This is a genomic window from Pacificimonas aurantium (assembly GCF_020092905.1).
GTDB classification, from domain to species: Bacteria; Pseudomonadota; Alphaproteobacteria; order Sphingomonadales; family Sphingomonadaceae; genus Pacificimonas; species Pacificimonas aurantium.
Genome location: NZ_JAGSGB010000002.1, coordinates 822348 through 844562, shown reverse-complemented (window position 1 = coordinate 844562; position 22215 = coordinate 822348). Strand labels below are relative to the sequence as shown.

Genomic DNA, 22215 nt, shown 5'->3' with positions numbered 1-22215 from the left:
CCCGCGGTCGGCGCGGCTAGGCGTCGATCGCGTCTTCATCCAGGTCGCGGGCGTGCTGCTGAATGAAGTTGAAGCGGTGTTCGGGATTCCGGCCCATCAGCCGCTCCACCAGATCGCGCACTTCGAACTGGTCTTCATATTCGGGCGGCAGCTTCACGCGGATCAGCGTGCGCTTTGCCGGATCCATCGTAGTCTCCTTGAGCTGCGCGGGACTCATTTCCCCCAAACCTTTGAAGCGGCTCACTTCCACCTTGCCGCGCCCGCTGAAGTCGCTTGCCATCAGCTCTTCGCGGTGGGCATCGTCGCGCGCATAGGCGGTCTTGCCGCCCTGGGCGAGGCGATACAGCGGCGGCTGGGCGAGATACAGCCGCCCCGCCTTCACCATCGCTGGCATTTCCTGAAAGAAGAAGGTCATCAGCAGCGTGGCGATATGGGCGCCGTCGACGTCCGCGTCGGTCATGATGATGACCCGGTCATAGCGGACCGCCTCGTCGTCATAGGTTTTCCCTGCCCCGGCGCCGATGGCCTGGATCAGGTCGGCGATTTCCTGGTTCGCCAGGATCTTCGCCTGCGTGGAACTCGCGACGTTCAGGATCTTGCCGCGAATGGGAAGAATGGCCTGCGTCTTCCGGTTGCGCGCCTGCTTTGCACTACCGCCGGCGGAATCGCCCTCCACGATGAACAGTTCGGTATCTTCGGAGCCGCTCGCGGTGCAGTCCGTCAGCTTGCCAGGCAGGCGCAAACTCTTCTTGCCGGTCAGGCTCTTGCGCTTCACTTCCTTCTCGGCCTTGCGCTTCAACCTTTCGTCGAGACGCTCGAGGGTAAAACCCAGTAGCGAGCGCCCGCGGTTCATGTCCCCGGCCAGGAAATGGTCGAAATGGTCGCGGATTGCGTTCTCGACCAGCTTCGTCGCATCCGGACTGGTCAGGCGATCCTTCGTCTGGCTTTGAAACTGCGGGTCGCGGATAAAGACCGACAGCATGATCTCTGCGCCGTTCGTCACGTCGTCGGCCGTGATCTGGCTGCCCTTCTTCTGGTTCACGAGTTCGGCAAAGCCGCGCACACCCTTGGTCAGCGCAGCACGAAGGCCATTCTCGTGCGTGCCGCCATCGGGCGTCGGGATCGTGTTGCAGTAGAAGGACGTCGATCCTTCTCCGTAAAGCGGCCACGCCACGGCCCATTCCACCGACCCCTGTTCATCGGGGAAATCCGCCCGGCCGGTGAAATGTTCGGATGTCGCGCAGTCGCGCCCGCCGACCAGTTCCACCAGTTGATCCGCCAGCCCGCCGGGAAACTTGAAGACTGCCTCGGCCGGCACGTCCTCTCCAGCGAGGTCTGGGTCGCAGGACCAGCGGATCTCGACGCCCCCGTAGAGATAGGCCTTCGACCGGGCGACGCGGTACAGCCGCCTTGCTTTCAGCCGCGCGGACTCTCCGAAGATTTCCGGATCGGGTAGAAAGGTGATCTTCGTGCCCCGGCGGTTCGGCGCGGCCCCCATCTCGGTCAGCGGACTCGTCACGTCGCCGCGAGAGAAGGTCTGCTTGTAGAGGGTCCGGTTGCGGGCGACCTCGACTTCAAGGTCGACCGATAGCGCGTTGACCACCGATACGCCGACGCCGTGCAGCCCGCCCGACGTCGCATAGGCCTTGCCCGAGAATTTGCCGCCCGAATGAAGCATGGTGAAGATGACTTCGAGGGCGCTTTTGCCGGGGTAGCGCGGGTGCTCGTCGGTGGGGATGCCGCGGCCATTGTCGACGACGCTCAGCCGGCCGTCGGCGAAGAGATGGATCTCGATACGATTGGCATGGCCGGCCACGGCCTCGTCCATGGCATTGTCGATCACTTCCGCCGCGAGGTGATGCAGCGCACGGTCGTCCGTTCCGCCGATATACATACCGGGACGGCGTCGTACCGGCTCGAGCCCTTCCAGGACTTCGATCTGGTCGGCGCCGTAGCTGTCCGTGGGCCCCTCGCTGCCCCCCGCGAAAAGATCGCTCATGCCCCGGCTATAAACCGCCCGGTTTGATTCCGCTACCGGTGGCGTGCGCCGCGGTTGCGGCGTTGCAACATGAAAGAGGCACGGACGATAATTTTCGCCACATTTCCTCTTGATTTTTGCTTTGCTGCATTGCAAAAAGAATGGGCCTTAACGGGCGATCCTCCCCAAGGATTTACTGGGGTCGGGTCCTTCTGGATCCGGCCCTTTTTTTATGCGCGCGGACTGGGGATCACTTACCGATTAGCATCACCGTCCCCTTGTTGCTTCGGCGCAACAGGAAAAACCGAACTAATTCGCCAGCCGGAAAAATTCTTGTGCAGCGCGGCGAGCTTTGCAATCTTTGACTCATATGCACCACAAGAGTGCAACAACTGAAATGGGGGACCCTTCGAGCGGGCAGCAATAAAAGCTGAGGAAGGGTAGGAAATGAAAAAGATCGTATTGGCGGGCGCTGCGCTCGCGACGCTGTCGGCGTTGCCGGCTTACGCGCAGACGGGGTTGGAAGAAGCGGAAAGCACGGGGATTCCCTCCGACTGGGAACTTAGCGGAAATGTTGGTCTGTTTTCCGAGTACCGATTCCGCGGTATCGACTTCAGCGACGGCGATCTGGCGCTTCAGGGCGGCATCGATCTCGCGCACTCATCCGGCTTTTATGTAGGCACCTGGGCGTCGAACCTGGCGGGCTTTGGTGACTTTGGCGGCTCGCATGTCGAGGTCGATCTCTATGCCGGCTTCGGCGGCGATTTCGGGTCGGTCGGTGTCTATGACGTTGGCGTTCTCTGGTATCTCTACCCCGGCACCGACGACACCGACTATGTCGAACTTTACGGGTCCGTAGGGGCGGACATTGCCGGAGCCGAGACGACCGTCGGCATTGCCTGGGCTCCGGACCAGGCGAACGCGGATGACAGTCTTTATCTCTACGGCGACGTAGGCTTCGGCATCCCCAACACGCCGATCGCCCTGTCGGCGCATCTGGGCTACACCGACGGCTTCTTCGGGTTTGGCGGGCTCGGCACCAGCGGCGTGTCCTATGACGACAATTACATCGATTACTCGATCGGTGCCTCGACGGACATTTACGGCCTCGAACTCGGTGTCGCCTATGTCGATACCGATATCGATGAGGATCGCGAGATCGACCTGGGTCTCGCCGGGCCCGGCGTCGGGAGCCTGATTGCCGACGACACGGTCGTCGTTTCGATCGCCTATAGCTTCTAAAGACAGGCTATATCGAACCAACAGGGGGGGCGGTTCTCGTAAGAGGCCGCCCCTTTTTTGTGGGCCCGACGCTACTGGCAGAGGTCAGCCGAAGGTCATGCGCGCCCTGTCATGGATGGATGTCCGCCGCGTACGGAAGATTGTTGCCGCTAGCCCGACGTTCGCGCCAACAAACTCGGCCACAAAAAAAGGCGCCCCCCGAAGGGGACGCCTCCTTTTTTCCAGCAAGATGCCGGGTCAGGCCGAGTAGTAGAGGTCGAATTCGACCGGGCTCGGCGCCATTTCCCAGCGCAGCAACTCTTCCATCTTCAGCTCCATGTAGCTGTCGATCAGCGTGTCGGTGAAGACGCCGCCGCGAGTGAAGATCTTGCGGTTCTTGTCGAGCTGCGTCAGCGCCTCGCGCAGACTGCCGGCAACCGTCGGTACCCGCTTCAGCTGCTTGGGCGGCAGATCATAGAGGTTCTTGTCCATCGGGTCGCCCGGATGGATGCGGTTCTCGATGCCGTCCAGGCCGGCCATCAGCAGGGCCGTATAGGCAAGGTACGGGTTGGCCAGTGCGTCGGGGAAGCGGAATTCCGCGCGGCGGCTCTTCTCGCCCGAGCCATACGGAATTCGGCAGGAGGCCGACCGGTTACGGCTGGAATAGGCGAGCAGGACGGGCGCTTCGAAACCCGGGACGAGGCGCTTGTAGCTGTTCGTCGTCGGATTGGTGAAGGCATTCACGGCCTTGGCATGCTTCAGCACACCGCCGATGAAGTAGAGCGCCGTTTCCGACAGGCCGGCATAGCCGTCGCCGGAGAAGGTGTTCTTCTTGCCGTCCCAGACCGAAATATGCGTGTGCATGCCCGAACCGTTATCGTCGGCAATCGGCTTCGGCATGAAGGTCGCCGTCTTGCCATAGGCATGCGCGACATTGTGCACGACATATTTGTAGATCTGCATCCGGTCGGCCGTCTGGACCAGCGTTCCGAAGGTCAGGCCCAGCTCATGCTGTGCGGCGCCGACTTCGTGATGGTGCTTGTCCATGGGCAGGCCCATTTCCATCATGGTCGAAACCATTTCGGAACGCAGGTCGTGCGCCGGATCTACGGGGGCTACCGGAAAATAGCCGCCTTTCGCGCGCGGCCGGTGACCGTAATTGCCTTCCTCATAGGTCTTGCCGGTGTTCGTCGGCAGTTCGACGTCGTCGATATGATAGAAGCTGTGATCATATCCGGAGGAGAAGCGTACGTCGTCGAAGACGAAAAATTCGGCTTCCGGACCGACGTAGACCGTATCGCCGATGCCGGCCTGGCCGACGTAGGCCTCGGCGCGCTTGGCGGCCGACCGCGGATCGCTTTCGTAAAGCTCTCCGGTCGACGGCTCGACGACGTCGCAGAACAGGATCATCATCGGCGTTGCCGAGAAGGGGTCGAAATAGACCGCGTCCAGGTCCGGCTTCAGGATCATGTCGGACTCGTTGATGGCCTTCCAGCCCGCGATGGACGAACCGTCGAACATGAAGCCTTCGGACAGCATGTCCTCGTCGACGACGCCGGAGACCATGCCGAGATGCTGCCATTTGCCGCGAAGATCGGTGAACCGGATGTCGACCCACTCGATCTCCTTGTCCTTGATCATTTTCAGAACGTCTGAGGCGCTATTCGCCATGTTGATCCTGCCTTTCTCTGATTGATGTGTGAACGTGCGAACCCTGCTTACAGGGCTTCGTCGTCCCGTTCTCCGGTACGGATACGATATGCGGCCTGCACGTCGCTGACGAAGATTTTTCCGTCACCGATGCGGCCGGTTTTCGCGGCGCCCGAAATCGCCTCGACGACGCGCTCGGTCAGCGCCTCGTCGACCACCACTTCCAGTTTCACCTTGGGAAGAAAGTCGACGATATATTCGGCGCCGCGATAGAGTTCGGTATGGCCCTTCTGCCGCCCGAAGCCCTTGGCCTCGGTGACGGTCAGACCCTGGATGCCGACCTCGTGAAGCGCCTCCTTCACCTCGTCCAGCTTGAACGGTTTGATGATCGCTTCGATTTTCTTCACGCGCCCCCCTTATGGAAAACTATACTGGCTGGTCCCCTGACAACGCGGGGGCCGCAAAAGCGGTCCGTCGAAGCGGGCCAATCCCCGCACAACGAAAAAGCAGGATTCATGCCAAGCGTAGTTTGTGACGCGCCCGGCATGTCGGTGGCGGGTCTGCGAGCTTTTCCTGCCCAATTGAGAGGCGGGCGATGAGTTTTTCGGCACCGGGCCTGTTGCAACGCGCCCGTCCGGCCATGGTTCGGTCCGGCATTGTGGCGCCTGCGGAGTGAAGCCTGTGCGGGGCGACGAGATTATGAAATCGGGGCGCCGGGTCTGTCGATAAGCGATCCGCAAAAGCCAGTTTGTACCTTGCAAAAGAAGGCCCGTACGCCCACTTTTGTCCGCACTTTCTTGACGCTCGCCGACGCGCCGCCTAGAGGCCCGGCGTCTCCCGAGCGGGACGGAAGTTGCGGCGATCGTAGCTCAGTCGGTTAGAGCGCTGGTTTGTGGTACCAGAGGTCGCGGGTTCGAACCCCGTCGATCGCCCCACCGTCATCCTGCCTAACGGCCCCTCGCGGCCTGTTGGAAAGCCAAACATGTCTGTCTTCGATCTTCCCAGTTTCGACGACCACGAATCCGTGCATGTCTTCGACGATGCAGTGACCGGAATGCGTGCGATCATTGCCGTACACTCCACCCATCGCGGTCCGGCCGCCGGCGGCTGCCGCTACTGGCACTATGCCGACAGCGAAGCCGCGCTGGTCGACGCGCTGCGCCTGTCGCGGGGCATGAGCTACAAGAATGCGCTTGCCGACCTTCCCGTCGGCGGCGGCAAGGCGGTCCTCGTGAAGCGCGAAACCTGGCCGAAGACCGAGGCATATCTCGAAGCGTTCGGCCGCGCCGTGGACTCGCTGGGCGGCCGCTACATCACGGCGGAAGATATCGGCATGTCGGATGAGGACATGGCCGCCATCGCCCGGCAGACGAAATTCGTCTCGGGCCTGCCGGTGGACAGCAGCCAGGCGGGCGGGAATCCGGGCCCCTATACGGCGGACGGCGTGTTTGTGGGCATGCGCGCGGCCGTTCGTCACAAGCTGGGACGGGAAGGGTTCAAAGGCGTGCATGTGGCGATCCAGGGCCTCGGCAGCGTTGGCCGTGTTCTTGCCGAGCTCCTCGCGGCGGACGGCGCCAAGCTGACTGTGGCGGACATCGACGAGGGCCGCGCCGCGCGCCTTGCCGGTGAGCTTCGCGCCTCTGTGGTATCCACCGAAGACATCCTATTTACCGACGCCGACGTCGTCGCCCCATGCGCGCTGGGTGCCGTCCTCAACGAGGAAAGCATTCCGCGGCTGAACTGTGCGGTGATCGCCGGTGCGGCGAACAACCAGTTACAGACGCCCGCGGACGGCGAACGGCTGGCAGAGCGCGAAATCCTCTACGCTCCCGACTATGTCGTGAATGCCGGCGGCATCATCAATGTCATGGCCGAATATCTCGGCGACGGAAATGCCGACGCGGTGAGGGCGAGAATCGCCAAGATCGAAGGTCGGACCCAGAAAATCTTCGAGCGCGCCGACGCGGAAGACCTGCCGACCAACGAGGTTGCCGACCAGATGGCGCGGGAGGCGATCGGCCGCGCCTGAAGGCGGGCTAGCTGTTCCGGCGGTAGACGATCTCGCCGCCCTTGATAGTCATCTCGACGCGGCCGCTGACCGGAAGACGGTCGAACGGTGTGTTACCGGCGGCATGATCGAAGGCGCTCGCGTCGACACGCCACGATGCCCCCGGGTCGAACAGAACGAGGTCCGCAGGCGCCGCTGCCTCGAGCTTTCCGCCCGGCAGGCCGAAAATCCTCGCGGGATTGCCTGACAGAAGCGCGGCGGCCCGCGCCAAGTCGGGTTCGTCGCCGAGCGCCATCAGTGTGAGTGGCAACAAAGTCTCCAGTCCGGCCATGCCCGGGGCGGCGTCCGCAAATGGCAGGCGCTTATCCTCCTGCGTCCGGGGATCGTGCGCCGAGCAGACGATGTCGATCGTGCCGGCGCGCAAGGCGTCGACAACCGCCGTCCGGTCCTCTTCGCATCGCAGCGGAGGCGACAGCTTCGTGAACGTGCGGTAGCCGGTCAGTTCGCGGTCGCTGAGGAGGGCGTGAGCAGGGGTCGTCCCGCAGGTCAGCTGCACCCCGCGCCGTTTCGCCCGGTCGATGATCTCGATACTCTCTGCCATCGAGACCGTGCGGATATGGAGTTTCGCGCCTGCCGCTTCCGCGAGTCTCACGTCGCGGGCTACGGCGAGCGGTTCGGCGACGGCAGGCGCGGCCGGCAGGCCGAGCCGGGTCGCGGTCTGGCCGGAGGTGACGGAACTGTCACCCGCCAGCGAACTGTCCTCGGCATGGGTGACGACGGTAAGGCCAAAGCCGGCCGCATATTGCAGCAGGCGGTACATGGTCGCTGCATCGGAGATCGCGGTCCGTCCGGTCGCCACGGCCACGGCTCCCGCGTCGCGCATCAGGCCGATTTCAGCGAGTTCGCGTCCGCCCAGGCCCTTTGTCGCGGCGGCGAGCGGATGAACCCAGACGTGCGGCTTGCCGATCCGCATGGCGCGCTCGACCAGAGCGGGATCGTCTAGCGGCGGCGACTGGTCCGGCATCAGGAGAACGCGCGTAATGCCGCCGGCCAGGCAGGCTGCGGCATCGCTTCTGAACACGCCCGCATCGATCAGGCCGGGTGTGGCAACGAGCCCCCGCGCATCGATGCGTTCCGCGTCCGCGGGCGCTTCGAACTCGCCCGTGGCGGCAAGCGTCTTACCGTCGATCAGAAGGCGCGCGTTCGCTTGCGGCGCTTCCCCCGGCCGGACGAGAAGCGCATTCTCGATCAGCAGGCTCATGCCCATCCCTCCAGACCGCGGATACGCCGCGTCAGGACGTCCAGGCAGGCCATGCGTACCGCGACGCCCATTTCGACCTGCTCGGTAATTGCAGAGCGCTGGATATCGTCGGCCACGGAGGTGGCGATCTCGACGCCGCGGTTCATCGGGCCAGGATGCATGACCAGCACATCGTCAGCGGCATGGGCCAGGCGTTCTTCGGTCAGCCCGTAGAAGCGAAAATATTCCCGTTCCGAGGGCAGGTAACTGCCCTGCATGCGTTCGCGCTGAAGCCTCAGCATCATGACGACGTCCGCGTCCTTCAGTCCCGTTTCCATGCTGGTCGTCGCGCTGATGCCGAACTGGTCGAGAGCCGGCGGCATAAGAGTAGGCGGCGCCACGGCGCGAACGTCGGCGCCCATCGATGCCAGCAGGTGGAAATTGGACCGCGCTACGCGGCTGTGCAGGATGTCGCCGCAAATGGCGATCTTCAGACCGGTTAGCCGGCCTTTGCGGTGACGGATGGTGAGCGCATCTAGGAGCGCCTGCGTGGGATGCTCGTGCGCGCCGTCGCCGGCATTCAGGACCGGGCAGTCGACCTTGGACGCGATGAGCGCAACCGCTCCGGCGGCTTCATGCCGGATCACCAGCACATCGGGGTGCATCGCGTTGAGGGTGAGCGCGGTGTCGAGCAGCGTCTCGCCCTTCTTCACCGAAGAAGCGCCGACGGCCATCGAGACGACGTCCGCGCCGAGCCGCTTTCCCGCAATCTCAAAGGAAACGAGCGTACGCGTGGAATTCTCGAAGAACGCGTTGATCTGCGTGAGGCCCGTCAGTGCGCCCTCGCGCAGCCTTGTATTTTCGGGATTGGACCAGCGGTCCGCCTCGTCGAGAAGGAAGGCGATTTCCCACGGCTTCAGCCCCTCGATGCCGAGCAGGTGGTCGTGCGGGAAGGGATGGACGCCCTCGGGAACGGCCAGGTGAGGTTCGGATGCGGCTGTCATTAAAGCTGCGCCTTTAAGGTGACGACCGGACGCCGTCCAGTCGCGAGGACAGGGCCGCCAGCGCGCCATCGAGAATTAGCATGGCGGCGAAGGCATCGATGCGCTCGCGCCGTTTCATTCGCGGCACACCCGCGTTCAGCATGGCCTCCGTGGCGGCCTCGGAGGACAGCCGCTCGTCCCACAGCAGGATCGGCAGGTCGAATTCATGCTCCAGCGTCCGTGCAAAGGCGCGGCTGCGCTGCGCCGACGGTCCGCTCGTTCCATCCATATTGAGCGGGAGGCCGAGGACGATACCGCTGATCTCATGGCTGGAAAACTCGTGTTGCAAGAGTGGGATGTCGGTCTTCTGTCCCTTGCGGCGAATGACCGGCCCCGGCCCGGCCTGCCTCCGCGTTGAATCGCTGAAGGCCAAGCCAATGCTTCGGGTGCCAAGATCGAGGCCGGCCAGCCGACCTTCGGGGGGCAGGGCGGCAGCGAAGGCGTGAATGTCGGCTACTGCGCGAATGCGGTCGTCCTCTCCTGCGCATCGGCTCTCAGATTGGCCCAGAACAGCGGGATGTCGTATACGTGATAATTATTGCCCGGGAGGACGTAGCTGCCCATGTCCGGGGGATCCTGGGTCAGCACCAGATAGCCCCGGTCCGTGCATGTGCCGCCGACCAGCCCCGGTTCCAGGTGCGCGTTCAGCAGGCTTTCCTCTGGCACGAGGGTGCCGATGTTTTCCGAGGCGGCCGCGGCCTGTGTAGAGCCCCCGGTGACGGGATTTGTGCAGAGCAGTTGGGTATTGCGGCGCGGCTCGCCGGTAAATCCGTTGGTCTGGTCGAAGGCATCGAAGATGAGCGATGGGTCGGCAGGCTCGCCGAAACTCTGATAGGCGAGCAGGCACCGAACCTGCCTGGGCTCACGGCAGGGCGTTATGTTCATCGCCGGAAGGTCCGCGGTTTCGGAAATCGGCCAGCCGATCAGATAGGCTGCGACGAGGCGGGACCGAAGCTCTTCGTCTTCGCCGCGCTCAGCCAGCAGGCTCGCAAGGTGAAAGGCACCCTGCGAATGGCCGACCAGAATGATCGGCTGGCCGGGGTCGGTCGAGTTCATGAACTCCTCGAACGCCTTGCTGACGTCAGAACTGGCAAGCGCGAACGCCTTTTCGGCGTCGGGGGACGAGAAGTTCAGAAAGGCGCCGAACGCGGCTTGGCGATATTTCGGTGCCCAGACATCGCCGGCGACTGTGAAAGCGCTTGCCTGGCTCTGCGTGAAGACCCGGCGGCGGAATCGCGCATCTTCGCTTCCGACATCGATCGGCGCATTCCAGCGGTCGCTGCCTAGGTAGGTCGTCGGATGTACGTAGAAGATGGCCGCCGGAGCGTCCGGTTTCGGGAAAACTCCGTCCGGCAGCCATCTTGCCTCCTCGCTCGGCAGGCCCGGCCGCGCGATCCAGGCGTCGGGCCTGTCGTAGAACGTCGGCGGCGCCTTCGGGCTTTCTTCGAAACTGACGCTTGGCGCCATATATTGCCGCAGGATCCAGCCTCCGGCCGCCGCCCAGAGAATCGCTGCCGCCACGGCGAGCGAAATCAGACCGAAAACCGACCAGAGGAATATGCGCGCTGCCATGGATCGGACACTTGCCGGACGGGAGATAGACGAATTGCTCGCTGCGATAGGGGAGACGCCACGCAGGTGCAATGCTCCTGGGACGATGGGAAGTTGGGCATCTCGCCGCTCGGGTCCCTTGCCGCCGCAGGCCCGTGCGACTAGCGCAAGGGCGTTCAGGAGGCCCTTCGCATGACCCGCATTCCCAGCCCATTGGCTCTCGCCGCGGCCTCGGCCGTCATTTCCCTTTTCCCCGTTCCCAGCAAAGCGCAGAACATGTCCGATCTCGACTATCCCGAAACCCGTGCCGAAGATGTGTCCGAAACGCGCTTTGGGACGGTGGTCGAGGACCCCTATCGCTGGCTTGAGAATGATGTCCGCGAAGACGAGGAGGTTGCGGCTTGGGTCGCCGCGCAGAACAAGGTTACACAGGCATATCTTTCGGACTTGCCTGGGCGCGAGACCTTCGCGAAGCGCCTGCGGGCGCTGATCGACTATGAACGCTACAGCCTTCCCGAGGCGGCCGGCGGGCGCACTATCTTCACCTATAATCCCGGCCTTCTCAACCAGCCCAGGTTGATGACGCAGGGGCCGGACGATGCCGAGGCAAAGGTTCTTCTGGATCCCAACGACTGGTCGGAGGACGATACGGTGGCGCTGGGCGGCTACGCCCTCTCTCCGGACGGGGCGAAGCTGGTCTATGCCGAGCAGGACGGTGGCAGCGACTGGCGGACCGTGAAGGTTGTCGATGCAGCGACCGGTCGGACGACTTCGGATATCGTCGAATGGGTGAAGTTCTCGAACCTCAGCTGGGACGGCTCTGGCGACGGCTTCTTCTATTCCCGTTTCGCGCGTCCGGAACAGGGGCAGGAATTCCAGTCGCTCAACCTTGACCAGAAAGTCTACTATCACCGCCTGGGTACACCCCAGTCCGATGACCGGCTGGTCTATGAGACACCTGCCGAGCCCAAGCTCAGCCATACCGCGCAGACGACGCATGACGGCCGCTATCTCATCATCTACTCCAGCGAGGGTACGGACGAGCGCTACCAGGTTCACGTCATCGACCTCGCTTCGGACGATTTGGCGCCGGTAACGCTGATCGGGGCGCGCGAGAACAATTGGGCATATGCGGGCAATCGCGGCAGCGAGATCTATTTCCTGACCAACCTCGACGCGCCGAGGCAGCGGGTCGTGCGACTGGATATGTCCGATCCCGCAGCGCAGCCCGTGCAAATCGTCGGTCAGGATGACGCCGTGCTCGAGCAGGCGGCGCTGAAGCGCGATACGCTCGTTCTCGCCTATCTCTCCGATGTGAAGAGCGAGCTGCGGACATTTGCGCTCGATGGGACGCCCTTGGGCGCGGTCGACCTGCCTGGTATCGGCCAGGCCTATCTGGGCGGCGAAGAAGGCGACGGCGAGCTTTTCTACGGCTTCACCAGCTTCACCGTTCCGCCGCGCATCTACCGCTACGATGTGGAGGCAAAGGCCAGCGAAATCTGGCGCGAGCCCGATGTGCCCTTCGACCCGGATGCCTTCGTGGCGGAACAGCAATTCTACACGTCGAAGGATGGGACGCGCGTGCCGATGTTCGTCGTGCGCCGAGCCGACCTCGACAGCGGCAAACCGGCTCCCACGCTGCTTTACGGTTATGGCGGCTTCAACGTTTCCGTCCTGCCGGCTTTTTCGACGACGCGGCTCGCATGGATCGAGCAGGGCGGCGTTGTCGCCATCGCCAATATCCGCGGCGGCGGCGAATATGGGAAAGCGTGGCACGATGCCGGCCGGCTTCAGAACAAGCAGAATGTGTTCGACGACTTCATCGCCGCCGCCGAACATCTGATCGAGACGGGCGTGACGTCGTCCGAACAGTTGGCGATCCAGGGCGGGTCGAATGGCGGGCTACTTGTCGGGGCCGTGACGAACCAGCGACCGGATCTGTTCGCCGCCGCTCTTCCGGCGGTCGGCGTCATGGACATGGTGCGCTTCGACCAGTTCACTGCCGGGCGCTACTGGGTCGACGACTATGGCTACCCCGACCGTGAAGCGGATTTCAAAACGCTCTACGCCTATTCGCCCTATCATAATATCGGCGGCGACACCGACTACCCCGCGATCCTCGTGACGACTGCCGATACGGACGACCGCGTCGTTCCCGGTCACAGCTTCAAATATACTGCGGCCTTGCAGGCAGCCGAAATCGGACCGGATCCGCACCTGATCCGGATCGAAACCCGCGCCGGGCACGGCTCCGGAAAGCCGGTCGACAAGGTGATCGAGGAATATGCCGATGTCTGGGCGTTCGCCGCCGCGCATACCGGCCTTGCGGTCGGCGATGGCGAATAGCCGCTTGCGCCCTTTCTCGTGACCGGCGGCAACGACAGGTACGACGCCGTTGTCCTAGGGGCGGGCGCGGCCGGCCTCATGTGCGCTGCCCGGGCGGCGCAGCGCGGCGCGCGGGTCCTGCTCGCCGATCACAACGAGACCCCGGGCCGCAAAATCCTGATTTCCGGTGGCGGCCGCTGCAACTTCACGAACATTCACACCAGTCCCGACCGGTTCCTGTCCGGCAACCGGCATTTCGCCAAGTCTGCGCTCAGCCGCTACACCGCACGCGACTTCCTCGCGTTGGTAGAGGCTTATGGCATCGCTTGGCATGAAAAGACGCTGGGCCAGCTCTTCTGCGACGGCTCCGCGCGGCAGATCGTCGGCCTGCTGCTCGAGGAGTGCCGCAAGGGCGGCGTCGAGCTGACCCTTGGGCAGCCTACGAGCGGCGTCACGCGTGACGAAGGCGGGTTCACGCTGGAACTCGGCGGCCGCAGCATCCGCGCGGCGCAGCTCGTTGTGGCCACCGGCGGGCCCTCCATCCCCAAGCTCGGGGCCAGCTCGTTCGCATATGAGGCGGCCCGCCAGTTCGGGCTCAAGGTTGTCGAGCCCCGGCCCGCCCTCGTCCCGCTTACCCTGCCGGGCGAAGAACTGCTGTTTCGCGAGCTGTCCGGCGTCTCTAGCGACGTCGTGGCCTCTCACGGCAAAACCAGGTTCCACGAAGCCGCGCTGTTCACGCACCGCGGCCTTAGCGGCCCGGCCATCCTGCAAATCTCTTCCTACTGGTATCCGGGCGACGAAATCGGCATCGATTTTCTGCCCGGCCAAGCGCCCGAGCTGCTCGTCGAGCGCAAGCGTGCCCAGCCCTCCCTTCACTTCCAGTCCGCCCTGCGCGGTCTGCTGCCAGACCGGCTGGCCGGGGCTCTCTGCTCACGGCTGGGCCTGTCCGGCGATCTGGGTAACCTGCCGGACAAGGCGCTGCGGGGGGCGGCGGCACGCCTCAAGGATTGGCGCTTCCGGCCGTCGGGGTCGGAAGGCTTCGCAAAGGCCGAAGTGACCGTGGGCGGCGTCGGCACCGCAGGCCTTTCGTCGAAGACCATGGAAGCCAAGAACGTGCCCGGCCTCTATTTCATCGGCGAGGGAGTCGACGTCACCGGCTGGCTGGGCGGATATAATTTCCAGTGGGCCTGGGCCAGCGGCGTGGCGGCAGCCGAAGCGGTCGCCGAAAGGGCCGCGGCCGCCTAGCGGAACAGCAGCACGGACAGGCCGGGCGTGCGGATCATCGCCGTCGTCGTCGAGCCCACGATCAGCGAGCGAATGCGCGAATGGCCGTAGGCGCCCATGACGAGGAGGTCGTCGGGCCGGGCCTCTGCGCGGATCAGGTCTTCCGGCTCCCCCGCCTCGATCGAGCGCGTGACCGACCGGTTCGGCATCATCGCCTCCGCCCGCTCCTGCTCCCGCTGGTTATGGGCATTGTCCAGACCGGCGGTCAGGAGGTGCACCGGCAACTCTGCGGAGGCGCGGTCGGACCCGAGGAATTCAGCGGCGCGCACGGCGCTCGCTCCGCCATCGAAGGCGAACAGGATGCGCTTCGGAACCTGGAACTCGCGCGCTGCGATCAAAACCGGCAGGGTGCTCGCCCGGACGACGCGCTCGACCTTGCTGCCGATATGATCGGCGGCGAAGCCGGACGAGGCCCCTCGCTTGCCGATGATCACGACATCCGCATCGGCCTCGCGCTCGATGATCGTCTCGACGATGCCGCCATGACGGTGGGTAAGGGTGACGTCGCGAATGCCCGCGTCGGCCAGTCGTTCGCCTGCCGCATCCAGGATCATCTGCCCGCGCTGCCGCGCCAGCTTTCCTTCTTCCTCGCCAATGCGGGCCAACTCTTCCATCAGGCTGGACTTCACGCCGAGGCCGATGGCGCCGGACAGGTCATGGCGGTCGGAGACGGCATCGTGCCGCTGGATCACGTGAAGCAGTTCGACGCGTCCGTCGGTCCGCTGCGCGACCCAGGCCGCGCTGTTGCAGACGCTGGCGGCGTAGGGTGAGGCATCGAGGCAGGCGAGAATCTTCATGGGGATACGGCTCCTCCGGTATCGCTGTCGCCGAAGCGGTCGATCATATGCCCGCTGGCCTCGCTGACGCCCTGCAATTCGACGTCAGTACCTTCGCGGCGGAACTTCAGCACCACCTTGTCCAGAGCGGCTATGGCAGAGATGTCCCAGAAATGCGCCCGCGATACGTCGATGACGACCCGGTCCAGCACTTCCTTGAAGTCGAAGGCGGCCTGGAAGCGCTGGGCGGATGCAAAGAAGACTTCGCCGCTGATGCGGTAGGTACGGCTGCGTCCGCCCTCCGCGGCCTCGCTGGTGGCGGAGAACATCCGGCCCACCTTGTTGGCGAAGAAAATGCCCGACAGGAGCACGCCGACGAGGACACCCTGCGCCAGGTCGTGGGTCACGACGACGGTGACCACGGTAGCCAGCATGACCACCGAGCTGTGCCACGGATGCGAGCGGATGTCGCGGATGCTCGTCCAGCTGAACGTCCCGATGGACACCATGATCATGACCGCGACGAGGGCGGGCATCGGGATCTGCGCGACCCAGGGGCCCAGCACGACGATCAGGAACAGCAGCACGACGCCGGCGGTCAGCGCGGACAGGCGGGTCGAACCGCCCGACTTCACGTTGATGACCGACTGGCCGATCATCGCGCAGCCGCCCATGCCGCCGAAGAAGCCGGTCACGAAGTTCGCAATGCCCTGGCCGCGCATCTCCTGCCGCTTGTTGCTGCCGGTGTCGGTCAGGTCGTCGACGATCTGAGCCGTGAGCAGCGTTTCCAGAAGGCCGACGGCCGCCATGGTCAGCGCATAAGGGAAGATGATCTGCAATGTTTCCAGTGTCAGCGGGACGCTCGGCAGCGCAAAGAAGGGCAGGCTGTCCGGCAGCTCGCCCATGTCGCCGACCCGGTTCACGGGCAGGTCCAGCCAGATGGCGAGCCCGCTGAGTATGATGATGGCGATGAGCGGCGAGGGGACCGCCTTCGTCAGCAGGGGCAGCAGGTAGATGATCGCCAGCCCCGCCGCGACCATGGCGTAGGTTTCCCAGCCCACCCCTGTCAGCTGCGGCAGCTGCGCCATGAAAATGAGGATCGCCAGTGCGTTGACGAAGCCGGTGATCACCGAGCGCGACACATATTGCATCAGCAGGTCGAGGCGCAGCAGCGCGGCTATGCCCTGGAACACGCCCATCAGGATGGTGGCGGCAAACAGATACTCGACGCCGTAGGTCTGCACCAGCGGAACGACCAGCACCGCCACCGCAGCCGTTGCGGCCGAGATCATGCCGGGCCGCCCGCCCGTCAGGGCGATGATTACCGCGATCGAGAAACTTGCGTAGAGTCCCACGCGGGGATCGACACCGGCAATGATCGAAAAGCCGATCGCTTCCGGAATCAGCGCAAGGGCGACCACGATGCCGGCGAGAATATTCTCGCGCGGGTGGGATAGCCATTCGCGGCGCACGGCCTGCAGGCTGGTCATGAGACCTCGTCGGAACTGTGTTTCAGGAAAAGCGGGCCAGCACCGGTCCGGTCGCCGCAAACGCAAGGCCGCGACCTAGGGGTTCGGTCCGCCGCCCGCAAGAACCGGCGCTCGTCCCCTGGCAAAAAGCCCGATGCCATGAGGGAAGCGGGCGCCGGTCGGCGTAACCCTTGCCAGGGAAATGAAGACAGGGGGGACGAAATGCGGGCACACCTTCTGTTTCTGTTGTTTCAGGCCGAAGGCGCAGCTGCAGCCGAGACGCCGCCGTCCCCCGATCTGCTTCAGGGCTATGATCTGAAGGCTATTCTCTGTCCCGAGGAGAAGGGGGTCGTCACCATTTGTGGGTATCGCGAGGGCGAGCGCTCCGAATATCGTCTGGCTCCGCCGCCCGAGCGTTGGGACGGTGACGGCCGCCTGCACAGCGTCAGCCGGGAGCGAAACGCCTATCTCGATGTTACGCGCAATCAAGGGGGCGGCACCTACGACGCAGGCGGTATGGGTGACGGCGCCTTTCCCTGCGGCCCCGTCGGACCCGATGGCTATTCGGGCTGTTTCGGCGCGCGTCACAACGCCGGCGCTCAGAAGAAGCCGAAAAGGGGGTTCTAAGCTCCCGCAACCTCCGCGAAGCCGCCGCTTGCCGCTGGCGCGCCGCCTCTGCTAGTGCGGCGGTTTCTCCAGACATCTTTCCCGGAGCCACGAGCAGAACCCTATGTCCGTTGACGCCGATACCGTTCGCAAGATCGCCCATCTTGCCCGCATCAAGATGCCCGAAGAGCGGGTGGAGCCGATGGCGAGCGAATTGTCGAACATCCTCGATTGGGTCGAGCAGCTCGGCGAGGTCGATACCGACGGCGTCGAGCCCTTGTCGACCGTCATCGCCAACCAGCTGCGCTGGCGCGAGGACAAGGTCACCGACGGCGATGTACAGGACAAGGTGCTCGCCAACGCGCCGAAGGCAATGCACGGCTTTTTCGCCGTGCCGAAAGTGATCGAATAATGAGTGAGTTGACCGGGCTCAGCCTCGCCGAAATGCGTGCGGGGCTGAAGGCGAAGCAGTTTTCCGCAGCCGAACTGGCCGCGGCGCACAACAGTGCCGTCGAAGCCGGGCGCGAGTTGAACGCCTATACCGTCGAGACGCCTGAACTGGCGCTCGCTGCTGCCGAAGCGGCGGACAGGGCCATCGCAGGCGGTGAAGAGCTGAAGCCGCTTGCCGGCATCCCGCTCGGCATCAAGGACCTGTTCTGCACCGAGGGCGTCGAATCCACGGCGGGGTCGAACATCCTTCGCGGCTTTCATCCGCAATATGAATCGACCGTGTCGGCAAAGCTGAAGGCGGCCGGCGCCGGCATGCTCGGCAAGCTCAACATGGACGAGTTCGCCATGGGCTCCTCCAACGAAACCAGCGCCTGGGGCAATGTCGTCAATCCGTGGCGTGGCAAGGGTAACGAGGCGCTGGTCCCCGGCGGCTCTTCCGGCGGCAGCTCGTCCGCCGTCGCCGCCAAGCTCTGCGCGGGCGCAACCGGCACCGATACGGGCGGTTCGATTCGCCAGCCCGCGGCGTTCACCGGTATCTGCGGCATCAAGCCGACCTATGGCCGCTGTTCGCGCTGGGGGATCGTTTCCTTCGCCTCCTCGCTCGACCAGGCGGGACCGATGGCGCGGACCGTGACGGACTGCGCCATCCTACTTGGTGAGATGGCGGGGTTCGATCCGAAGGATTCGACCAGTCTCGATCTGCCGGTCCCCGACTTCGAGGCCGCCTTGACGGGCGACCTTCAGGGCAAGCGCGTCGGCATTCCGAAGGAGTACACGATCGAGGGCATTCCGGCCGAGATTGCGGACCTCTGGTCGCGCGGCGCGGAAATGCTGAAGGATGCCGGCGCCGAGATCGTCGAGGTCTCGCTGCCGCACACGAAATATGCGCTGCCGACCTATTATATCATCGCCCCGGCAGAGGCCTCCTCGAACCTCGCCCGTTATGACGGCGTCCGCTACGGCCTCAGGGAGGCGCCCGAGGGCGGTAACCTGATCGACATGTACGAGGCCACGCGCTCGGCCGGTTTCGGCGACGAAGTGAAGCGCCGCATCATGATCGGCACTTACGTACTGTCCGCGGGCTATTACGACGCCTATTATCTGAAGGCGCAGAAGGTACGCACGCTCATCCAGCGCGATTTCGACAATGCCTGGGCGGACTGCGACCTGCTGCTCGCGCCGACGGCGCCGAGTGCTGCCTTTGCTGCCGGGGACAAGCTGGACGACCCCATCGCCATGTATCTGAACGATGTGTTCTGCGTTCCGGCGAGCCTTGCGGGTCTTCCCGCCATGAGCGTCCCGGCCGGGCTCAATGCCGACGGCCTGCCGCTCGGCCTGCAGCTTATCGGCAAGGCTCTTGACGAAGAGGGTGTCCTCAACGCGGGCTTCGCTCTTGAACGGGCTGCGGGCTTTGCCGCCCAGCCGGAGAAATGGTGGTAGGCGGCTAGCCGGAATCTTCCGAGGCGTAGTCCACATCCTCGTCCAGCGCGGTCTCCATCCATAGCGACTTGACGGCGATATAGCTGACGACGGTCAGCGGTCCGGCGAGAAGCACGCCGACGATGCCGAACAGCGCGCCGAAGAGGAACAGCGTGAACAGCGTCAGCGCCGGGGGCAGATCGACCGCCTGCTTCAGGAGAAGCGGGGTCAGGATATTCCCCTCCGCCTGCTGCACCACGACGTAAAGGCCGACGGTCAGGAAAAAGCTCTGCGGGCCGAGAGTCAGCGCCAGAAGTATGCCCGGCAGCGCGGCAAGGATCGGACCGGCGAAGGGAACGAACTCCAGGAAGCCGGCGATGATTCCGAGGGCAAGTGCAGAGGGCACTCCGATCAGCATCAGGCCCAGATAGACGATGACGCCCACGATCAGCATGGCGGCCAGCCTCGCGATCAGCCAGCGGCGCAGCGCGCTGCCGCTCTTTTCGAAGAAGTCTTCGACCGGGCCCCGCGCCCCGCGCGGCAGCAGACGCACCGCTCCGCGGCGGTATGAGTCCGGCGAAATGGCGAAATAGACGCCGCCCACGACCGCCAGGATGAGGCCGGTGAGGACGCCTGTGACGATGCCGGCGAAGTCCTGCAGCCAGCCGGCAATGGTCTGGCCGCCCGGGATCATGCTTTCTCCGGTTACGGAGAGACCTCGGTCCGCCAGCCATGTCTGCGCTGCCGTCCATGCCTCGGGGAGGAAGTCCGCCAGCTGCGACAGCTGCCGGGTAAGTTCGCGCCCGAAGATCGCGCCCGCCAAGCCGAGAACCGCAAGAATCAGGAGGCCGGCGAGGGCAAGCGCCACGCCCTTTGGAAGCGGTAACCACTTGCAGAGGCCCGATGCTGCGGCATGAAGGATGACGGCAATCAGGATCGCGGCGAACAGCAGCAACGCCACGTCTTTCAACATCCAGAGAAGGAGCGCGGAGGCGGCCAGCGCGATCAGGACCAGCACGCGAACGGCGAAGCTTCCCAGCCCCGCCTGCTTCCCACGGGCGTCTGCCGGGCGGCGGTCGTTGCCGGTTATGGGTGCCATAGTCTCTCCTCGCTTCAGACGACGGACGGGATTGGTGCTTGTTCCGCAAAAGCTTCTTTTTGTAAGGGATATGCGGCCCTGCAGCGGGTTTGACGGATGATCGGCCGGCTTTCGACGCTGTGCCGACTTCCGGCGCCATTTTCCCGCGCGCAGGGCGTTCCCATTTGCTATGGCATGAGCATGACCGACAGTATTCTTATCGCGATCGTCCTTGGCCTTGCCATCGGCCTGCCCATGGCCGCACTGGCGCGGGCGATCTGGAAAAACCATTCGCTTGCGCAGCGCGCCGAAAGAATGCGGCGCTACGAGGCTTTCAATGCCCTTCTTGCGCGCATCGAAAACAAGAATTTCGGCCCGACGCAGAAGATCGCCGCCGTACGCCAGCTGCGCGAATTTCCCGAATATCGCGACCTGATCGTGGTGATGTGCAACAACATCTCCGTGCAGGGTGTGGGCCCCGGGGTGGAAATCTTCGAGAACGAGCTGAAAAAGACCGAAGCGCATTTGTTGAAAGTAGCCGCAGATGACTGAGTACCGCCTGCAGGGGGAAACCAGCGAATGGGAGGTCGTGATCGGCCTTGAGGTTCATGCGCAGGTTACGACCAATGCGAAGCTGTTTTCCGGCGCGGCGACGGCCTTCGGCGCGGAACCCAACACGCAGGTCAGTCTGGTCGATGCGGCCATGCCGGGCATGCTGCCGGTGATCAACGGGGAGGCTGTGCGCCAGGCGGTGCGGACGGGTGTTGCCCTCAACTGCCAGATCAACAACTGGTCGCGCTTCGATCGCAAGAACTACTTCTACGCCGACCTGCCGCAGGGATATCAGATCTCGCAGTTCCAGCACCCCGTCGTGGGTGAAGGGGTCGTGACCGTCGAACCGGAAGCGGGCGAGCCCAAGGAGATCGGCATCGAGCGCATCCACCTCGAGCAGGATGCCGGCAAGTCGATGCACGACCAGCATCCGGACTACAGCTTCGTCGATCTGAACCGGTCGGGCGTCGCGCTGATGGAAATCGTCTCGAAGCCCGATATGCGCTCTCCGGCCGAGGCCGGCGCCTATGTGCGCAAGCTGCGCTCGATCCTGCGCTATGTGGGATCGTGCGACGGAAATATGGATCAGGGATCGATGCGTGCCGACGTGAATGTCTCGGTCAGAAAGCCGGGCGACGAACTCGGTACGCGCACCGAGTGCAAGAATGTGAACTCGGTGCGCTTCGTCGAGGCTGCGATCGAATATGAGGCGCAGCGCCAGATCGAGGTGCTCGAGTCGGGCGGGACGGTCGACCAGGAAACGCGCCTGTTCGATCCCGGCAGGATGGAAACGCGGCCTCTCCGCTCGAAGGAGGAGGCACATGATTATCGCTATTTTCCCGATCCCGACCTTCTGCCGCTCGAATTCGACGATGCCTTCGTCGAGGATTGCCGCAAGGACTTGCCCGAACTGCCCGACACGAAGCGTGTCCGCTATATGGAGCAGCTGGGAATCAGTGCCTACAACGCCTCGGTCCTGACGGCGGAGCAGGAAACCGCGGCCTATTTCGAGCTGCTGTTGAACGAGACGGCGCTGAAGCAGAAGAAGGAGGCCGCCGACGTTGCCAAGGCGGCGTCGAACTGGCTGATCTCCGATCTGTTCGGAGCGCTCAACAAGGAGGGCAAGTCCATTGCCGACAGCCCGATATCCGCTGACCAGGGCGCGCAGCTGCTCGCCTTGATCGGCGACGGCACGCTGTCGGGACGCCTGGCGAAGGATGTCTTCGCGATCATGCTGGAAACCGGCGACGATCCGGAAAAGATCGTCGAGGAACGCGGCATGAAGCAGGTCTCGGACACCGGCGCCATCGAAGCGGAGATCGCGAAGGTTCTGGAGGCCAATCCGGACAAGGTCGCAGAGTATAAGGGCGGCAAGGAAAAGCTGTTCGGCTTCTTCGTCGGTCAGACGATGAAGGCGACGAAGGGCCAGGCCAACCCGCAGGTCGTGAACGAACTTCTGAAGAAGGCCCTGGACGGCTGAGGGCGAAGTTCCGGGCGGTTTCGCGCGAACCGTCGAGATGTGGTGACCGGCATCTTGTAATGCGCCGGGCGGACCCGCATTGTGC

Annotated in this window: 19 protein-coding genes and 1 tRNA gene; 10 read left to right on the top strand and 10 right to left on the bottom strand. The window is 64.0% G+C overall.

Going from position 1 to position 22215, the window contains the following annotated elements; genetic code table 11:
* Positions 1-16: 16 nt before the first annotated feature.
* Positions 17-1999, bottom strand: coding sequence for a DNA topoisomerase IV subunit B (gene parE, locus KCN53_RS10850; RefSeq protein WP_088712420.1), 1983 nt, complete (start codon positions 1997-1999; stop codon positions 17-19).
* 426 nt (positions 2000-2425) lie between these two features.
* On the opposite strand from parE, the gene KCN53_RS10845 reads away from it, so the two are divergent.
* On the top strand, positions 2426-3220 hold the full coding sequence (locus KCN53_RS10845) for a TorF family putative porin (RefSeq protein ID WP_088712421.1): 795 nt from the start codon (positions 2426-2428) through the stop codon (positions 3218-3220).
* A 237-nt stretch (positions 3221-3457) separates the two neighbouring features.
* Here KCN53_RS10845 and glnA read toward each other — a convergent pair whose 3' ends face one another.
* Together glnA and KCN53_RS10835 are read right to left on the bottom strand one after the other, a co-directional pair.
* Positions 3458-4870 carry a type I glutamate--ammonia ligase gene (glnA, locus tag KCN53_RS10840; protein WP_088712422.1) on the bottom strand — a complete coding sequence of 471 codons (1413 nt, stop codon included), beginning with the start codon at positions 4868-4870 and terminating at the stop codon, positions 3458-3460.
* A 47-nt stretch (positions 4871-4917) separates the two neighbouring features.
* Positions 4918-5256 carry a P-II family nitrogen regulator gene (locus tag KCN53_RS10835; protein WP_088712423.1) on the bottom strand — a complete coding sequence of 113 codons (339 nt, stop codon included), beginning with the start codon at positions 5254-5256 and terminating at the stop codon, positions 4918-4920.
* 451 nt (positions 5257-5707) lie between these two features.
* On the opposite strand from KCN53_RS10835, the gene KCN53_RS10830 reads away from it, so the two are divergent.
* Both KCN53_RS10830 and KCN53_RS10825 read left to right on the top strand, forming a co-directional pair.
* Positions 5708-5784: transfer RNA gene (locus KCN53_RS10830), tRNA-His, on the top strand.
* A 47-nt stretch (positions 5785-5831) separates the two neighbouring features.
* A complete protein-coding gene (locus KCN53_RS10825; protein WP_088712424.1) occupies positions 5832-6878 on the top strand; it encodes a Leu/Phe/Val dehydrogenase in 1047 nt (348 codons plus the stop codon).
* Between the two features lie 7 nt (positions 6879-6885).
* Here the strand turns inward: KCN53_RS10825 and KCN53_RS10820 are convergent, their stop codons facing one another.
* Genes KCN53_RS10820 through KCN53_RS10805 form a run of 4 tightly spaced genes read right to left on the bottom strand, consistent with a single transcriptional unit; the run spans position 6886 to position 10712 of the window.
* Positions 6886-8124 (bottom strand): dihydroorotase, encoded by a 1239-nt coding sequence (locus KCN53_RS10820; protein ID WP_088712425.1) that lies wholly within the window; start codon positions 8122-8124, stop codon positions 6886-6888.
* Positions 8115-9101: an aspartate carbamoyltransferase catalytic subunit gene (locus KCN53_RS10815; protein WP_088712426.1), complete on the bottom strand. Its 987-nt coding sequence runs from the start codon at positions 9099-9101 to the stop codon at positions 8115-8117. The genes KCN53_RS10820 and KCN53_RS10815 overlap by 10 nt, the downstream gene beginning before the upstream one ends.
* Before the next feature lie 13 nt (positions 9102-9114).
* Positions 9115-9549 carry a Holliday junction resolvase RuvX gene (ruvX, locus tag KCN53_RS10810; protein ID WP_224199693.1) on the bottom strand — a complete coding sequence of 145 codons (435 nt, stop codon included), beginning with the start codon at positions 9547-9549 and terminating at the stop codon, positions 9115-9117.
* Positions 9550-9593: 44 nt separating this feature from the next.
* Positions 9594-10712: a DUF3089 domain-containing protein gene (locus tag KCN53_RS10805; protein WP_088712428.1), complete on the bottom strand. Its 1119-nt coding sequence runs from the start codon at positions 10710-10712 to the stop codon at positions 9594-9596.
* Between the two features lie 171 nt (positions 10713-10883).
* On the opposite strand from KCN53_RS10805, the gene KCN53_RS10800 reads away from it, so the two are divergent.
* Both KCN53_RS10800 and KCN53_RS10795 read left to right on the top strand, forming a co-directional pair.
* The gene (locus KCN53_RS10800; RefSeq protein ID WP_088712429.1) at positions 10884-13037 is read left to right on the top strand and encodes a prolyl oligopeptidase family serine peptidase; all 2154 of its coding nucleotides are present in this window, start codon (positions 10884-10886) and stop codon (positions 13035-13037) included.
* 18 nt (positions 13038-13055) lie between these two features.
* Complete coding sequence (locus tag KCN53_RS10795) at positions 13056-14261, top strand: BaiN/RdsA family NAD(P)/FAD-dependent oxidoreductase (RefSeq protein ID WP_088712430.1); 1206 nt, start codon at positions 13056-13058, stop codon at positions 14259-14261.
* Here the strand turns inward: KCN53_RS10795 and KCN53_RS10790 are convergent.
* Together KCN53_RS10790 and KCN53_RS10785 are read right to left on the bottom strand one after the other, a co-directional pair.
* Positions 14258-15097: a universal stress protein gene (locus tag KCN53_RS10790; protein WP_088712431.1), complete on the bottom strand. Its 840-nt coding sequence runs from the start codon at positions 15095-15097 to the stop codon at positions 14258-14260. The genes KCN53_RS10795 and KCN53_RS10790 overlap by 4 nt on opposite strands.
* Positions 15094-16566, bottom strand: a complete 1473-nt coding sequence (locus KCN53_RS10785; RefSeq protein ID WP_088712432.1) for a SulP family inorganic anion transporter — start codon at positions 16564-16566, stop codon at positions 15094-15096. Before KCN53_RS10785 ends, KCN53_RS10790 begins: the two co-directional genes overlap by 4 nt.
* Before the next feature lie 201 nt (positions 16567-16767).
* Between KCN53_RS10785 and KCN53_RS10780 the strand changes: the two genes are divergently transcribed.
* From KCN53_RS10780 to gatA, 3 genes are all read left to right on the top strand, one after another.
* A complete protein-coding gene (locus tag KCN53_RS10780) occupies positions 16768-17172 on the top strand; it encodes a hypothetical protein (protein ID WP_088712433.1) in 405 nt (134 codons plus the stop codon).
* 103 nt (positions 17173-17275) lie between these two features.
* On the top strand, positions 17276-17563 hold the full coding sequence (gatC, locus tag KCN53_RS10775) for an Asp-tRNA(Asn)/Glu-tRNA(Gln) amidotransferase subunit GatC (RefSeq protein WP_088712434.1): 288 nt from the start codon (positions 17276-17278) through the stop codon (positions 17561-17563).
* On the top strand, positions 17563-19041 hold the full coding sequence (gene gatA, locus KCN53_RS10770; protein WP_088712435.1) for an Asp-tRNA(Asn)/Glu-tRNA(Gln) amidotransferase subunit GatA: 1479 nt from the start codon (positions 17563-17565) through the stop codon (positions 19039-19041). The genes gatC and gatA overlap by 1 nt, the downstream gene beginning before the upstream one ends.
* 4 nt (positions 19042-19045) lie before the next feature.
* Here the strand turns inward: gatA and KCN53_RS10765 are convergent, their stop codons facing one another.
* Positions 19046-20119: an AI-2E family transporter gene (locus KCN53_RS10765; RefSeq protein WP_172406222.1), complete on the bottom strand. Its 1074-nt coding sequence runs from the start codon at positions 20117-20119 to the stop codon at positions 19046-19048.
* Positions 20120-20299: 180 nt separating this feature from the next.
* On the opposite strand from KCN53_RS10765, the gene KCN53_RS10760 reads away from it, so the two are divergent.
* Together KCN53_RS10760 and gatB are read left to right on the top strand one after the other, a co-directional pair.
* A complete protein-coding gene (locus tag KCN53_RS10760; RefSeq protein ID WP_172406223.1) occupies positions 20300-20650 on the top strand; it encodes a hypothetical protein in 351 nt (116 codons plus the stop codon).
* Positions 20643-22130 carry an Asp-tRNA(Asn)/Glu-tRNA(Gln) amidotransferase subunit GatB gene (gene gatB, locus KCN53_RS10755; protein ID WP_088712437.1) on the top strand — a complete coding sequence of 496 codons (1488 nt, stop codon included), beginning with the start codon at positions 20643-20645 and terminating at the stop codon, positions 22128-22130. The genes KCN53_RS10760 and gatB overlap by 8 nt, the downstream gene beginning before the upstream one ends.
* Positions 22131-22215 lie beyond the last annotated feature (85 nt).